We start from the raw sequence: 14,848 nt of genomic DNA, 5'->3' as shown, positions 1-14,848 counted from the left end.
CTGCCTGGGGTCAGACCTTGTCGACGCGGACGGCGGTGATCTTGTAGGCCGGCGTCTCCGAATCGGGGTCGATGACGCTTGCCGTCAGCAGGTTCGCCGCCGCCTCGGCGAAGTGGAAGGGGATGAACAGGGTGCCCGGCGGCACCCTGTCGGTGACGGCGGTGCGGCCTTCCACATGCCCCCGCCGCGAGGTGACGCGGATCATCTCTCCGTCGCCGACTCCCAGGGGCTTGGCATCCGCCGGGTTCATCTCGATGAAAAGCTCCCGGACGTGTTCCCCGGGGGCGCTCCGGCGGCTCATGCTGCCGGTGTGGTAGTGGTAGAGGAGCCGCCCCGTGGTGGCCAGGAAGGGGTAGGCTTCGTCGGGCCATTCGTGGGGCGCCTTCCAGTGGCGGGGGAGGAACCGCGCCTTCCCGCCGGGGCGGTTGAACCCCTCGGTGTAGAGGTTGGGTGTCCCCGGATGGTCGGGTGCGGGGCAGGGCCAGGGGAGCCCGCCCTCTTCGAGGCGTTCGTAGCTGATGCCGGCGTAGCTGGGCGTACAGGCGGCGATGGCCTGGAAGATCTCTTCGGGGCCGCGGAAGGCCCAGTCGGCGCCCATCGCCCCGGCCAGGGCCGTGGTGATCGCCCAGTCCGGTCTGGCCGCTCCCGGGGCGTCCACGGCCTTGCGGACCCGCTGGACGGTGCGGGTGGTGTTGGTCAGGGTGCCGTCCTTCTCGGGCAGGCAGGCGGCGGGCAGCACCACATCGGCCAGACGGGCCGTTTCGGTGAGGAAGATATCCTGGACCACCAGCAGATCGAGATTGGTCAGGCACTCCCTGACGTGCTCCGTGTTGGGGTCGCTCACCATGGGGTTCTCCCCCATGATGAGGACGCCCCTGATGTCGCCGCTGCCGGCGGCCTCCATCATCTTCATCACCGTCCTGCCGGGTTGCGCGGGCATTTCGGCCTTCCAGAGCGTGGAGAATTTCTCTCTGATCCTGTCGTCGACCACCTTCTGGTAGCCCGTGTAGACATTGGGCAGGGCCCCCATGTCGCAGGCGCCCTGGACGTTGCTCTGTCCCCGCAGCGGGTTGACGCCTGTCCCCGGGCGTCCCAGCATGCCGCAGAGGAGGGCCAGGTTGGCCAGCGACCGGACGTTGTCGGTCCCCGTGGTGTGCTGGGTGATCCCCATGGTGTAGCAGATCGCCGAGTCGGGGCCCGAGGCGTAGAGGCGGGCCGCCTCCTCGATGCGCTCCCGGGGCAGGCCGGTCAGCTCGGCGGTGCGTTCGGGGGTGTACCAGGCCACCGTCTCCCTGAGGGTATCGAGGCCCTCCACCCGTTCGTCGATGAAGGCCCGGTCGTGGAGGCCGTCGCGGAGGATGACGTGCATCAGGCCGTTGGCCAGCGCCACGTCGCTGCCGCTTTGCAGCTGGAGATGGATGTCGGCGTGGCCGGCGATCTCCGTTTTCCGGGGGTCGCCGACGATGAGCGTCGCCCCCTGATCGTGCCGCTCCTTGATCCAGGAGCCGATGACGGGGTGCGTCTCGGTGGTGTTGGAGCCCATGACGAGGATCACGTCGGCCCGCCGGAGGGAGTCGAAATCGTTGGTCATGGCGCCGCTTCCCAGGGTCTCGCCGAGACCCTTCACTGTGGCGCTGTGTCACAAGTGGGCGCAGTGGTCGATGTTGTTGGTGCCCACCACCTCCCGGGCCAGCCGCTGCATCAGGTAGTTCTCCTCGTTGGTGCAGCGGGCCGACGAGAAGAAGCCCAGGCTGTCGGGGCCGTGGTCGCTCTTGATGCGCTGCAGGCCGGCGGCCGCCGTCTCCAGCGCCTCCTCCCAGGAGGCCTCCCGCAGTTCGCCGTCCCTGCGGACCAGCGGGGTGGTGAGGCGCTCGCCGCTGTGGACGAACTGCCAGGCGAAGCGCCCCTTGACGCAGGTCCGTCCCCTGTTGAGCGACGTGGGGCTGCCGTAGTCGCTGGTGACGTTGGCGATCCGGCCGGTTTTGCTGTTCACCTGGATCTCCAGCTCGCACCCCACGCCGCAGTAGGGGCAGACGGTGGTGACGGGGTGGAGCTCCCAGGGCCGGCCTCTCCCGCGGGAGGGCTTTTCCGCCAGGGCGCCTACGGGGCAGAGCTGGACGCACTGTCCGCAGAAGGTGCAGTCCGACTCCTCCAGCGTCCTGTCGGCCGGAGGGTGGACCATGGTGTGGATCCCCCGGTTGTGGAAGTCGACGGCGTGGTACCGGGCGAGGCTGTCGCAGGCGCGGATGCAGCGCCCGCAGAGGATGCATTTGTTGAGGTCCCGGACGAAGTAGGGGTTGTCCTCTTCCAGGGGATGGTCGCGACAGGTGTCCCCCTCCTCGGCGAAGGAGGATTCCTCGATGCCCAGCTCGTAGGCGATGTCCTGGAGCTCGCAGTTTCCGTTGCTCGGGCAGGAAAAGCAGTCCAGGGGATGACGGAGGAGGATCATCTCCACGACAAACCGGCGGGCCTCGAGCACCCGCGGCGAATGGGTGCGTACCGACATGCCTTCCGCGGCCGGTGTGGTGCAGGAGGTGAGCAGTTTGCCGCTGCCCTCGGCTTCCACCAGGCAGACCCTGCAGGCCCCGACGGGCGGCAGTGCCGGATGGTGGCAGAGGGTGGGGATGTGGATGCCTGCGCTCTGCGCGGCTTCGAGAATCGTCGTTCCCGGTTCTGTGGTTACCGTTGTTCCGTTGATCGTCATCGTTATAGATGCCATTGCTCTGTGGACCCCCATTCTACGAGCGGCTGATCGCCTGTACCGGACAGGCCTTGACACAGGCGCCGCACTGAATGCACGTTTCCCTGTCGATGGAGTGCGGGGTGCCCCGTTCTCCCTGGATAGCCTGTACGGGGCACACCTGGGCGCACTTGGTGCACCCTACGCATCTGTCCGGGTCGATGGAATACCCCGTCAGTGCCTGGCAGACCCCTGCGGGGCAGCGCTTCTCCTCGATATGGGCCATGTACTCGTCGCGGAAATAGCGGAGGGTGGTCAGAACGGGGTTCGGGGCTGTCTGCCCGAGGCCGCAGAGGGAGGTCTCCCTGATCTGGTACGCCAGCCGTTCGAGGGTGTCGATGTCCTCCGGCGAGCCCTCTCCTTCGGTGATGCGGTTCAGGATGTCCAGCATCTTTTTGGTCCCCTCGCGGCAGGGTGGGCATTTGCCGCAGGACTCCGCCTGGGTGAACTCCAGGAAGAAACGCGCCACATCGACGATGCAGGTCTCGTCGTCCATGACGACCAGGCCGCCGGAGCCCATGATGGCACCCGCCTCGCTGAGCGATTCGTAGCTCACCGGGAGGTCGAGGTGCTCCTCGGTGAGGCATCCCCCCGAGGGTCCCCCGATCTGCACTGCTTTGAATCCCTTGCCCTTCCGGATCCCACCGCCGATGTCGAAGATGATCTCCCGGAGGGTGATCCCCATGGGGACCTCCACGAGCCCCGTGTTGTTCACCTTGCCGGTGAGGGCGAAGACCTTCGTCCCCCTGGACCGCTCCGTGCCGACGGCGTTGTACCAGTCTCCTCCCTTCAGGATGATCTGGGGTATCTGCCCCCAGGTCTCCACATTGTTGATGTTGGTGGGCTTCCCCCAGAGCCCGGAGTCGGCGGGAAAGGGCGGACGGGGACGGGGGGTCCCCCGTTTCCCCTCTATGGAGGCCATGAGGGCGGTCTCCTCGCCGCAGACGAAGGCGCCCGCCCCTTCCTTGATGTGGACATGGAAGGAGAAGTCCGTTCCCATGATGTTGTCGCCCAGCAGGCCGTATTCCTCCGCCTGCGCGATGGCGGTGTGGAGGCGTTCGACGGCCAGGGGGTATTCCGTACGGCAGTAGATGTACCCTTCGTCGGCGCCCATGGCGTAGGCGCCGATGGCCATCCCCTCCAGGATCGCATTGGGATCCCCTTCGAGGAGCGAACGGTCCATGAAGGCCCCCGGGTCGCCTTCGTCGGCGTTGCAGATGACGTATTTCTTCCCGCCCCCGGCGCGGGCGCAGAACTCCCACTTTTTGCCTGTGGGGAAGCCGCCCCCGCCACGGCCGCGGAGTCCCGAGAGCGCGACCTGTTCGACCACCTCTTCGGGTGTCATGGAGAAGAGGGCGTTGGCCAGGCCCTGGTATCCGTCGTAGGCGATGTATTCCTCGATACGCTCCGGGTCGATGCGGCCGCAGTTCTGCAGCGTGAGGCGCATCTGGCCGGCGTAGAAGGAGTGGATGTCCCGCTGCATCAGCCGCTCTACGTGTCGCCCGCGGCGCAGATGTTCCTCTACGATCTCCGCGGCGTCCTCCGGCCGGACCTCGGTGTACACGGTGCCCTCCGGATGGATGACGACGATCGGACCGGCTTCGCAGATTCCGTGGCATCCTGTCTGGAGCACCAGTACGCGATCGGTCAGTCCGCACGCTTCCAGACGGTCTTTCAGCGCTTCCTGCAGTTCGAGGCTCCCGCTGGCGACGCAGCCTGTGCCGCCGCAGATCAGCACCTGCCTCTGGTAGGTTGGCATGTTGTTCCTCCTCTGCTGTGGATCTCTGCTGCACACTGTTGCGGGATCCTTCCCGCTTCGGATCCTCCGTGACGGGTGTCGGCGGGTCGGCTGTTACGGGTACTGCTCGAGGATGCCCGGGAGATCGTCGGCGCCCAGCCGCCCGTAGGTCTTTCGATCCACGGTGATCACCGGCGCCAGGCCGCAGGCCCCGAGGCAGGCCACCGGTTCGAGGGTGAACCGTCTGTCCTCGGTGGTGCCGTTTTCCTCGACGTGGAGCGTTTCCTTGAGCGTCTCAAGCAGCGTGGCGCTCCCCCTGACATGGCAGGCCGTCCCCCGGCAGATCCGGATGATGTGCCGGCCCCGGGGCGAGAGGTGGAACTGGGCGTAGAAGGTGGCCACCCCGTAGATCTCGGCGAGAGGGATGGAGAGCTCCCGGGAAGCGGTCTCCAGTGCCTCTGCGGGCAGGTAGCCGAAGGTGTTCTGGAGGTGCTGCAGGCAGGGGATGAGGGCGCCCTGTGTGGTTTTGTACTGGTCGACGATCCGCCGCGTTTCGGCGATCCTCTGTTCTCTGTCGTCCAAGGATATGCCTCCTTTTCGGTTCTGTCTCTTCGGTAGTCGGTTCTCCTTCTCTATCGAGGCGGCCGGGCCGGCGGGTCCCGGAAGGAGGGGGGATGACTGTCCTGCGACCGGTGCCTTCGTCCATGCAGGGGCCCGTATAGGGGAGGTAATTTTTTTATTATACAAGCAGGGGCTCCATTTTCAAGAATGGAGGCGGCGATGGTGCCGGTTGATCAAGTGTTTGAATATCCCGAATTCTCTTGACAAACGGCTATAGTTGGCATATACATGTAATGTATCCTGCGTTTAGCAGCCCGGCGGGTGGTTTCTCCGGGAAGGGGGCATTGAGAGGATGGCCGTATCGGCACACAAGAAGACAATGCAGCGCCTGATCCGATCCATATGGGTCTTCAACTGGTTCAACTCCTGCGGGTTCGCCGAACTGCTTCCGGTGGTTGGTTCGCGCTGGGATATGGAGCGGTTCGGGATGGTTGTCGTGGCGTCTCCGCGGCACGCCGATGTGCTCTTCATCGCCGGATACCAGACCTGGAAGTCCATCCGGCGGGCGCAGCGTGTCTACGAGAAGATGGCCGAGCCCCGGGTGATCATGGCCCTGGGCGCCTGTTCCATGACGGGGGGGATGTACTGGGATTCCTACAACACCATCAAGCGCCTGGGGGATTTCCTGCCGGTGACCATGTATATCCCGGGCTGCCCGCCCCGTCCGGAGGCGGTCTTCGAAGGGTGCGAGAAGATATTCCGTCATGTAAGGGAGATGGAATAGATGGCAGAGCGTGAGACGGCGCTTCTCGAGGCGGCGGGCGAGGCGTTCCCGGCCGTGGAAGGCTGGGTGCAGCGGCGGGGCCGGGTCTGGCTGCAGGCGGAGGCGGGACAGCTGGTGCCGCTCTGCCGATGGCTCCAGGAGAAGGGATGCGATCATCTTTCGGCCCTGTCGGTGACCGACTGGCCCGAAGAGGGGATCCTTATGGAGACCTGTCATCTTTGGTCCGGCGCCCTGGGGACCGTGGTCACGGTGAAGGTTCGGGTGGACAGGTCCGATCCCGCGGCGCCCTCGCTGGGCGGCCTCTTCGGGGAGAACGCCCGGATCCACGAGCGGGAGCTCCACGAGCTCTTCGGGGTGCGCTTCGACGGCAATCCCGATCTCGCCCCGCTCTTCCTGGAGGAGTGGGAGGGTCCGCCGCCCTTCCGGAAGGACTTCGACTGGCGGGCCTACGTGCGGGAGCAGCACTACAGCAGCGACAACGAACGGGAGCGTGCCTACTATGACCAGTGACGGCACCCGGATTGCGGTGACGGAGACGGAGCTCTCCCCCTGCGGGGAGGAGGGCTACGACCTCTATTTCGGTCCGGCCCATGCGGCGTCGGGGAACTTCGGCGTCAAACTGGGCATCCGCGGCGAGCGGGTGGTGCGGGCCAGGGCGGATCCGGGCTATCTCCACCGGGGGTTCGAGAAGCTCATGGAGTACCGGGCGCCCATCCAAAATGCCGTGCTCTCCGACCGGATCTGCGTCTTCGAGTCCCTCAACTGGAACCTCCTCCACGCCGAGGCGGTGGAGGAGCTTTTGGGCGTGGAGGTGCCGGAACGGGCCATGTACATCCGGGTGGTCATGGCCGAGCTCTCCCGGATCCAGTCGCACCTGATCTGGTACGGCGCCTTCTCGCTGGCTCTGGGCTTCGATACGGGCTTCAAGATGGCCTTCGGCTACCGGGACTACATCCTCGACCTCTTCGAGGCGATCACCGGGGGCAGGGTCTATCCCGCCGGATACATCTGCCCCGGCGGGGTGCGGCGGGACTTCCCGCCGGGGATGGCGGAACGGATCGAAGGGGTGCTCCAGCGTCTGGAGGAGATGGTCCGCCTGCTGGAGACGGAGTACCTCACCCTGCTGGAACGGACCGAAGGGGTGGGTGTGCTTACCCCCGAAGCGGCCCGCCGCTGCGGGGCCACCGGGCCGGTGCTCCGCGCCTCCGGTATCGCCCGGGACGTGCGCGACGAGGAGCCCTACGAGGTCTACGACCGGCTGGAGTTCGAGGTGCCTTCCAGGCCCGGGGGCGACGCCGGGGCGCGCTACCGGCTGGCCGCCGACGAGATCCGGCAGTCCATGTCGCTGGTCCGGCAGGCGCTGGCCGGGCTCCCCGGCGGGGAGGCCGTCGCGCCGAGGTTCGGGAAACCCAATGTGACCATGAAGCTCCCCGAGGGGGAGGTCTATGTGCGCAACGAGGTGGCCCGCGGCGAAGGGGCGATGTACATGGTGGGCAACGGGGAGCCCACGCCCTGGCGGGTGAAGATCAAGGGGCCTTCCTTCCTCCACATGATCCCCCTTCTGGAGCATCTGTTCACCGGCGCCGAGATCGCCGATATCCCCGCGATCTACTGGAGTCTGAACATATGTCCCGCCGATATGGATAGGTGATCTGCCATGATGGAAATGCTGACTGTGGTCCTGCGGAATCTCCTGTCGAAGCCGATGACCGTCCCCTTTCCCGACGAGGCGATCCCCTTCGCCGACAAGTATCGAGGGAGACATCTGTACGAGCTGGAAAAGTGTGTCTCCTGCTCGCTCTGCGCCAGGGTCTGTCCCAACCGGGCCATCGTGATGGTCCAGGCGCCGGAGGGGGAGCGGGAGCGCTATCCCAGGCTCTACCCGGAGGTGGATTTCGGCAAGTGCTGTTTCTGCGGTCTCTGCCAGGATATCTGTCCGACAGGGGCGCTGACGCTCTCCCGCGATGTCTTCCTGTCCACCTTCGACCCCGACCGCGTCTCTCTCGAACCGTTCCCCCCGGAACGCGAAAAGGGGGGCGCCGGGGGATAGCAGGGGAGGTCTGAAGGCTGGTTCCCCTTGAAAGAAGGAGGGTATGTGGAGTATACTTTCCCTGGTGTTGGAATCGTTCCTCCCTTCACCTAAGGTGGTGACGGAGGAACAGGTGGAGCTGTTGGTTGTCTTTCAGTTCAGGTATCGGAAGGAGGATGCACAGGTAATGCGAAAGTTTCTGGCAATTGCGGTAGTGGCGGCACTGGTGCTCGGCGCCCTCGGCGGCGTCGCGGCGGCTCAGGATAAGGTCATCAAGCTGGGGACGCTCTATCCACTGACGGGCCCCTGCGCCACGGCGGGACAGCGCTGCAAGGCGGCGGTCATGACGGCCGTCGAGGTGATCAACAACGCCCATCCCGATCTTGATGTGCCCCTGGCGGCCCAGGAAGGTGTCATGGACGGCTACAAGTTCGAGCTGGTCCATGCCGACACACAGGGCAAGCCGAATGTGGGGAAATCCGAGGCGGAGCGCCTCTTCAACCAGGAGGGCGTCTGGGCGATCCTCGGTTCCTACAACAGCGCCGTGACCAAGCCGGCGAGCTTCGTGGCGGAGCGCAAGGGCAAGATCTTCATGTGCGGCTGCTCCAGCTCGGCGGCGCTGACCGAACGCAATTTCAAGCACTTTTTCCGCATCGCCCCCACGGACAAGACGGAGTCCCACGAATTCGTGACCTTCATGGACTGGGTGAACGAGAAGTACGACGCCGACATCGAGACCGTGGGCCTGATCTACGAGAACACCGAATTCGGGAAGCACGCGGCCGAGGAGGGCAAGGCGGCTGCCGATGAAGCCGGCTACGAGGTCGTGGCCGACGTGGCCTTCAGCCCCGGCGCCACCACCATGGACAGCGAGGTCCAGAGCCTCAAGGCGGCCGATCCCGATGTGGTCTTCGGCGCCTGCCTCGGCGGCGACTACACCCTCTGGGTCCGGACCATGAAGAAGATGAACTGGCTCCCCAAGATGTCGCTGAACTACTGCACGGGCTACCAGGATCCCATGATCGCCAAGCAGCTCGGCGATGACGGCAACTACTTCATGGGCGGCACCGGCTATTCGCCGCAGTTCGCCGATCTGATGCCCGCCGTCGCCGCTGTGGAGGAGATCTACAAGGAGATCACCGAGCCCAGCGTGCCCTTCGACAGCGACAGCATCAAGGAAGCCGCCGCCATGTTCGTGCTGGCCCAGGCCATCGAAAAGGCCGGCGAGCTGGACCACGACAAGGTGGCCAAGACCCTCCACAGCAACACCTGGGAGGCCCCGCTGACGCTTTCGGGCGAGGTGGCCTTCGTACCGGGCGGCCAGAACGAGCTCGCCATGAGCTATCTCACCCAGCTGCAGGGCGGCGATTACAAGATCATCTATCCGCCTGAAGTGGCCAATGCGGAACTCGTCTATCCCATGGTTCCCTGGGAAGAGCGGTAAGCGGAGCAGAACGAGGAGTCCGGGGAGTCCGCCTGGACTCCCCTTCGTTGATTGTTCGTAGAATGCGAACCAATCTTCCGTATGGCAGCAGGGGACAGCCTTCTTCCCCTGTTGCCTTTTTTTGGGAACCTCATTGCACATGAATGGAGGGTATGCGGTCATGACCTTATTTGTTCAGGTGACCCTGGACGGGCTGCTGACGGGCCTGCTCTACGCCCTGGTCGCCACTGGCCTCAGTCTGATCTGGGGGGTCATGGATGTCATCAACTTTGCGCATGGCGAGTACCTGATGGTCGCCATGTACGTGAGCTACTGGCTTGGTTTTCTGATGAATATCGATCCCCTGTTCTCCTGGATCGGTGCCGCCGTCTTTGTCTTTATTCTTGCGGCGCTCACCTATAAGTTAATTATTAAATTTACGGTGGGGAAATCGGCGCTCTCGGCGCTTCTGGCCACCTTCGGTCTCTCGATGGTGCTGAAGAACACGGCGCTCTACAACTTCTCCCCCAATTTCCGTTTGCTCAGCGACACCATCCTCGGGGGCAAGCGCTTTCTCATCGGCGATATCGTCATCCCTCTCCCCCAGGTGGTGATCGGCATCTTCGCCGTGGTGGTGGTGGGGACGCTCTTCTGGCTGATCAAGCGGACCCGTCTCGGCTGGGCGATCCAGGCGACGGCGCTGAACAAGCAGGCTGCGGAGCTCATGGGGATCAACACGGAGTGGATCTACACGCTGGTCTTCGGGCTCGGCGGCGCCTGCTGCGGGATCGCCGGCGGGCTGCTGCCGTCCTATCTCGCCGTCCATCCCGAGGTGGGGAGTCTGTTCAGTCTCATCGCCTTCGTGATCGTGGCCCTCGGCGGGTTCGGGAGTATCCCCGGGGCCTTCCTGGCGGCGCTGATGATCGGTCTCGTGGAGGCCTACAGCGGGTTCTACATCGCCCCGGTCTTCAAGTACGTGGCCGTCTTCGGCATCTATATCGTGGTCGTCATGTTCCGGCCGCGTGGACTCTTTGGGTGGTGAGACGATGAATCTGGCACGAAAGGACTACCTTCTCGCGGCGGTCTTCGGGATCTTCGCCCTGCTGCCGCTCATCCCCGGTGTGCTGCCCAGCTCCTTCACGCAGCACGTCTTTCTGCTGATCTTCCTCTACGCCTCCATGTCTCAGTCCTGGAATGTCCTGGGCGGGTACTGCGGTCAGGTCTCCTTCGGGCACTCCGTCTTCTTCGGCATCGGCGCCTACGGCGCCGGGATGGCGGTGGTGCACTTCCAGACGCTGCCCTGGCCGGGTGTGATCGTCGGCGCCTTCGCCGCGGCCGCGGTGGCGATGGTGATCAGCTACCCGGTGTTCAAGCTCACGGGGCACTACTTCGCCATCGCCACCTTCGCGATCGTGGAGATCTTCAACCGTCTCTTCATGGTCTGGGACTGGGTCGGCGGCGCCCTGGGGCTCGACTACGGGCTGACCGATACCGGCATCGCCAATTTCGTCTGGTACGAGTCCAAGGTGCCCTACTACTACGGGGCCCTCGGCCTGATGGTGATCGTCTTCTCCACGGTGCGCTGGATCGAGCGCAACCGCCTGGGCTACCTGCTCCGGGCTGTCCGGGAAGGCCAGGACGCCTCGGAGTCCCTGGGCGTGAACAGTACGTGGACCAAGCTCACCGCCATGGGTGTCTCGGCGTTCCTGGCGGCGCTCTGCGGCGCCTTCTACGCCCAGTACAACTTCCGCGTGGATCCGCCGATGGTGATGTCCCTGGATGTCTCCATGAAGTTCGTGCTCATCACACTGCTGGGCGGCACGGGGACCCTCTGGGGTCCGCTGCTGGGCGCGGCGGTACTGATTCCGCTGCAGGAGTACACCCGGGCGATGTTCGGCGGTCTCGGCGGCGGGCTCGATCTGATCATCTTCGGTCTGCTGATCATCCTGGTGGTGGTCAAACAGCCCAGGGGGATCATGGGTATCCTCGAGGATCTGACCCGCGGACGGAAGTCGCGGAAGCAGTCGGAGAAGGGGGGCGCGTAGCATGGCACTGCTCGAAATCCGCAATGTCACCAAGAAGTTCGGCGCCCTCGTGGCGAACAACGAAGTGAGTTTCTCGGTGGAAGAGGGGACCATCGTCGGGCTGATCGGCCCCAACGGTGCCGGGAAGACGACGCTGTTCAACTGCATCAGCGGGTTCTTTCCCCCCACCTCGGGGACCATCACCTTCGACGGCAGGGATGTCACCGGGCTGCCGCCCCACAGGGTGGCCAGGCTGGGGGCGGCCCGGACCTTCCAGGTGGTGATGCCGCTCCAGGAGATGACGGTGCTGGACAACGTGATGGTGGGCTCCTTCCTGCGCTACCGGAATGCGAACAAGGCCCGGGAGAGGGCCATGGAGATGCTCGATCTCTGCGAGATGCTGGACCGGAAGGACCACTACGCCGCCCAGCTCACCATCGCCGGCAAGAAACGGCTGGAGATAGCCCGGGCCCTGGCCACGGAACCGAAGCTGCTGATGCTCGACGAGGCCATGGCCGGGCTGACCTCCAGCGAGGTGAAACAGGCTGTGGAGCTGGTGAAAAAGCTCCGGGACAAGGGGATCACCCTCCTGCTGGTGGAGCACATCATGGAGGCGGTGATGCCCATCGCCGACAGCATGGTGGTGCTTGACGGCGGGCAGAAGATCGCCGAGGATGTCCCCGCCAATGTGGCGCAGGACGAACGGGTCATCGCCGCGTACCTCGGACAGAAGTTCGTGGAGAAACAGAAGGGGGCACGGGGCAATGCTTGAGGTCAGCAACCTGGTAGCGGGATACGACGAGATCGCCGTGCTCCACGGGATCTCCCTGGAGGTGAGCGACGGAGAGGTGGTGGCCCTGGTGGGTTCCAACGGCGCCGGGAAGACCACCACCATGCGCTGCATCTCGGGCCTTCTGAAACCACGCAGCGGCAGCATTACCTTCGCCGGCGAGGAGATCGGCGGCATGCCGGCGGCCAAGGTGGTGGGCAAGGGGCTCGCCTATGTCCCCGAGGGGAGGCTGCTCTTCGGGAAGCTCTCCATCCGGGAGAACCTCGAGCTGGGCGCCTATCTCCAGCGGGATCGTGCCAGGATCGACGAACGCCTGGACTTTGTGCTCACCCTCTTCCCGCGGCTCAAGGAGCGGCTGGACCAGAAGGCCGAGACCATGAGCGGCGGCGAACAGCAGATGGTGGCCATCGCCAGGGGGCTGATGAGCATGCCCCGGATGCTCATGATAGACGAGATGAGCCTGGGGCTCATGCCGAGCCTGGTGGAACGGGTGATGCAGACCGTTCTGGAGATCAAAAAGACCGGCATCACCGTCTTTCTGGTGGAGCAGATGGTGCAGGACGCCCTGGAGATCGCCGACCGGGGCTATGTCCTCCAGTCGGGACAGATCGTCCTCTCCGGATCGGCCTCGGAACTGCTCAACAGCGAGGAGGTGCGCCAGGCCTACATGGGTATGTAGCGCACCGGCAGGGACCACGGACCGGGATGCTGAAGGAGGGGCAACCGCTTCCACAGGGGCGTGTTGCCCCTCTGCGTATTGCGGCGTTTCCCCGGAGAGGACGGAAACCCCGTCCTTGCCATGCGGTTCGGGGGAAGCTCCGGCGGGAAGGCTGTACAATAGGGGAACCCCCAGCTGTGGGGGAGCCCCGATTCTGTGCGAAACAACGGTGCCGGTGTCTTCCGACCGTCCAGGGACGGCGGATCGCCGGCGGATAAAGAGGTGAACAGAGTGGCGTCATCGAAGTTACGGAACTTTTGCATCATCGCGCATGTGGACCACGGGAAATCGACGCTTGCCGACCGGTTTCTGGAGAATACCGAGACGGTTGAGTCCCGGACACTGAAGCAGCAGCATCTGGATACGCTGGAGCTGGAGCGGGAGCGGGGGATCACCATCAAGCTCGTTCCGGTGCGGATGCGGTACCGGGCCTCCGACGGCGAGGAGTATATCCTGAACCTCATCGACACGCCGGGGCACGTGGATTTCAGCTACGAGGTGTCCCGCTCCCTGGCGGCCTGCGAGGGCGGATTGCTGGTGGTCGACGCCGCCCAGGGGGTGGAGGCCCAGACGGTGGCCAACGCCTATCTGGCCGTGGAGCAGGATCTGGAGCTGATCCCGGTGGTGAACAAGATCGACCTCCCCTCGGCGCGGCCGATGCACGTTCTGGAGGAGGCCGAGGAGGTCATCGGCCTGGATATCGAGAATGCCGTGCTGGCCAGCGCCAAGGACGGGACCGGCGTTCCGGAGATCCTGGAGGCGATTGTCCGGCTGGTGCCGCCTCCCGGGGGCGATGCGGAGGCGCCGCTGAAGGCGATGATCTTCGACTCCGTCTACGACAACTACCGCGGTGTCATCTGCTATATCCGGGTGATGGAAGGGACGGTGCGTGCCGGCGATCAGATCCGCTTCATGGCCACCGGCCGGGACGACGAGGTGGAGGAGGTGGGCTACTTCACGCCGCTCAAGAAGGCCTGCAGCCACCTGGAGGCCGGCGACGTGGGGTACGTGATCGCCAACCTCAAGACCGTCGGACAGGCCAAGGTGGGCGACACCGTCACCCACACCAGCCGGAGGGCCGAGCGGCCGCTGCCCGGCTACCGGCCGATCAAGCAGGTGGTCTTCTGCGGACTCTACCCGGTGGAGCGGGACGCCTACCCCCAGCTCCGGGACGCCCTGGAGAAGCTGCAGATGAACGATGCGGCGATCAGCTTCGAGCCGGAGAACTCCCCGGCTCTGGGCTTCGGCTTCCGCTGCGGCTTCCTCGGATTGCTGCATATGGAGATCACCAGGGAGCGGCTGCAGCGGGAGTTCGGTGTGGAGCTGGTGGCCACGGCCCCCAACGTGGTCTACGAGCTGCTCCTCACCGACGGAACGGTGATGGAGGCCCACCGACCTTCGGACTTCCCCGAGCAGGTGGAGATCGAGGAGATCCGGGAACCCTATATTCGTCTCACGGTGCTGGTGCCGCCGGACTATGTGGGGCCGGTGATGCAGCTCTGCGAGGAGAAACGGGGCGACTTCGGCACCATGGAGTACATCACGCCGGAGCGGGTGCGCCTGGTCTACGATGTGCCGCTGGCGGAGTTCATCATGGATTTCCACGACCGGATCAAGTCGGCCACCCGGGGGTTCGCCTCGCTGGACTACGATCACATCGGCAACCGGTCGGACAGTCTGGTGAAGGTGGATATCCTGGTGGCCGGCGACCCGGTGGACGCCTTCTCCTTCATCTGTCATCAGGACGACGCCTACCACCGGGCCCACGGGGTGATGCAGAAGCTGAAGCAGCTCATCCCCCGGCAGCTCTTCGAGGTGCCGCTGCAGGCGGCCATCGGCAAGCGGGTGCTGGTGCGGATGAACGTGAAGCCCATCCGCAAGGATGTGCTCGCCAAATGCTACGGCGGCGACATCACCCGGAAGCGCAAGCTGCTGGAAAAGCAGAAGGAGGGCAAGCGGAAGATGAAGCAGATCGGCAAGGTGTCGATCCCCCAGGAGGCCTTCCTGGCCTTCATGAAGGTGGATGAAGACGAGTAGCCCC

At 64.8% G+C, this 14,848-nt stretch carries 14 protein-coding genes; 10 read left to right on the top strand and 4 right to left on the bottom strand.

Translation table 11 applies throughout. The features are described from left to right. Positions 1-10: 10 nt before the first annotated feature. The 4 genes from K9L28_01710 to nuoE all read right to left on the bottom strand — a co-directional run bounded on the left by K9L28_01710 (position 11) and on the right by nuoE (position 5,060). Positions 11-1,627: a molybdopterin-dependent oxidoreductase gene (locus K9L28_01710; GenBank protein ID MCF7935050.1), complete on the bottom strand. Its 1,617-nt coding sequence runs from the start codon at positions 1,625-1,627 to the stop codon at positions 11-13. A gap of 12 nt (positions 1,628-1,639) precedes the next feature. Further along, complete coding sequence (locus tag K9L28_01705) at positions 1,640-2,719, bottom strand: (2Fe-2S)-binding protein (protein ID MCF7935049.1); 1,080 nt, start codon at positions 2,717-2,719, stop codon at positions 1,640-1,642. 19 nt (positions 2,720-2,738) lie between these two features. Continuing rightward, positions 2,739-4,499 (bottom strand): NADH-quinone oxidoreductase subunit NuoF, encoded by a 1,761-nt coding sequence (locus tag K9L28_01700; protein MCF7935048.1) that lies wholly within the window; start codon positions 4,497-4,499, stop codon positions 2,739-2,741. A gap of 93 nt (positions 4,500-4,592) precedes the next feature. After that, on the bottom strand, positions 4,593-5,060 hold the full coding sequence (nuoE, locus tag K9L28_01695; protein ID MCF7935047.1) for an NADH-quinone oxidoreductase subunit NuoE: 468 nt from the start codon (positions 5,058-5,060) through the stop codon (positions 4,593-4,595). A 331-nt stretch (positions 5,061-5,391) separates the two neighbouring features. On the opposite strand from nuoE, the gene nuoB reads away from it, so the two are divergent. The 10 genes from nuoB (at position 5,392) to lepA (ending at position 14,844) form a co-directional block, all read left to right on the top strand. Beyond that, the gene (nuoB, locus tag K9L28_01690) at positions 5,392-5,823 is read left to right on the top strand and encodes an NADH-quinone oxidoreductase subunit NuoB (GenBank protein MCF7935046.1); all 432 of its coding nucleotides are present in this window, start codon (positions 5,392-5,394) and stop codon (positions 5,821-5,823) included. Continuing rightward, the gene (locus tag K9L28_01685) at positions 5,824-6,333 is read left to right on the top strand and encodes an NADH-quinone oxidoreductase subunit C (GenBank protein ID MCF7935045.1); all 510 of its coding nucleotides are present in this window, start codon (positions 5,824-5,826) and stop codon (positions 6,331-6,333) included. Then, positions 6,323-7,474, top strand: coding sequence for an NADH-quinone oxidoreductase subunit D (locus K9L28_01680; protein ID MCF7935044.1), 1,152 nt, complete (start codon positions 6,323-6,325; stop codon positions 7,472-7,474). The genes K9L28_01685 and K9L28_01680 overlap by 11 nt, the downstream gene beginning before the upstream one ends. A gap of 6 nt (positions 7,475-7,480) precedes the next feature. Then, positions 7,481-7,873: a 4Fe-4S binding protein gene (locus tag K9L28_01675; protein ID MCF7935043.1), complete on the top strand. Its 393-nt coding sequence runs from the start codon at positions 7,481-7,483 to the stop codon at positions 7,871-7,873. A 166-nt stretch (positions 7,874-8,039) separates the two neighbouring features. Further along, on the top strand, positions 8,040-9,296 hold the full coding sequence (locus K9L28_01670) for an ABC transporter substrate-binding protein (protein MCF7935042.1): 1,257 nt from the start codon (positions 8,040-8,042) through the stop codon (positions 9,294-9,296). Between the two features lie 160 nt (positions 9,297-9,456). Further along, positions 9,457-10,317 carry a branched-chain amino acid ABC transporter permease gene (locus K9L28_01665; GenBank protein MCF7935041.1) on the top strand — a complete coding sequence of 287 codons (861 nt, stop codon included), beginning with the start codon at positions 9,457-9,459 and terminating at the stop codon, positions 10,315-10,317. A gap of 4 nt (positions 10,318-10,321) precedes the next feature. Next, positions 10,322-11,320 (top strand): branched-chain amino acid ABC transporter permease, encoded by a 999-nt coding sequence (locus K9L28_01660; protein MCF7935040.1) that lies wholly within the window; start codon positions 10,322-10,324, stop codon positions 11,318-11,320. 1 nt (position 11,321) lies between these two features. Then, positions 11,322-12,071 carry an ABC transporter ATP-binding protein gene (locus tag K9L28_01655; protein ID MCF7935039.1) on the top strand — a complete coding sequence of 250 codons (750 nt, stop codon included), beginning with the start codon at positions 11,322-11,324 and terminating at the stop codon, positions 12,069-12,071. Further along, positions 12,064-12,768 (top strand): ABC transporter ATP-binding protein, encoded by a 705-nt coding sequence (locus K9L28_01650; GenBank protein ID MCF7935038.1) that lies wholly within the window; start codon positions 12,064-12,066, stop codon positions 12,766-12,768. The genes K9L28_01655 and K9L28_01650 overlap by 8 nt, the downstream gene beginning before the upstream one ends. A 270-nt stretch (positions 12,769-13,038) precedes the next feature. Continuing rightward, positions 13,039-14,844, top strand: a complete 1,806-nt coding sequence (gene lepA / locus K9L28_01645; GenBank protein MCF7935037.1) for a translation elongation factor 4 — start codon at positions 13,039-13,041, stop codon at positions 14,842-14,844. Positions 14,845-14,848: the final 4 nt, after the last annotated feature.

The sequence above is a fragment of the Synergistales bacterium genome, from assembly GCA_021736445.1.
Classification (GTDB): Bacteria; Synergistota; Synergistia; order Synergistales; family Aminiphilaceae; genus JAIPGA01.
The sequence above is the reverse complement of the archived record's forward strand: the minus strand, read 5'-3'. Positions and strand labels throughout refer to the sequence as shown.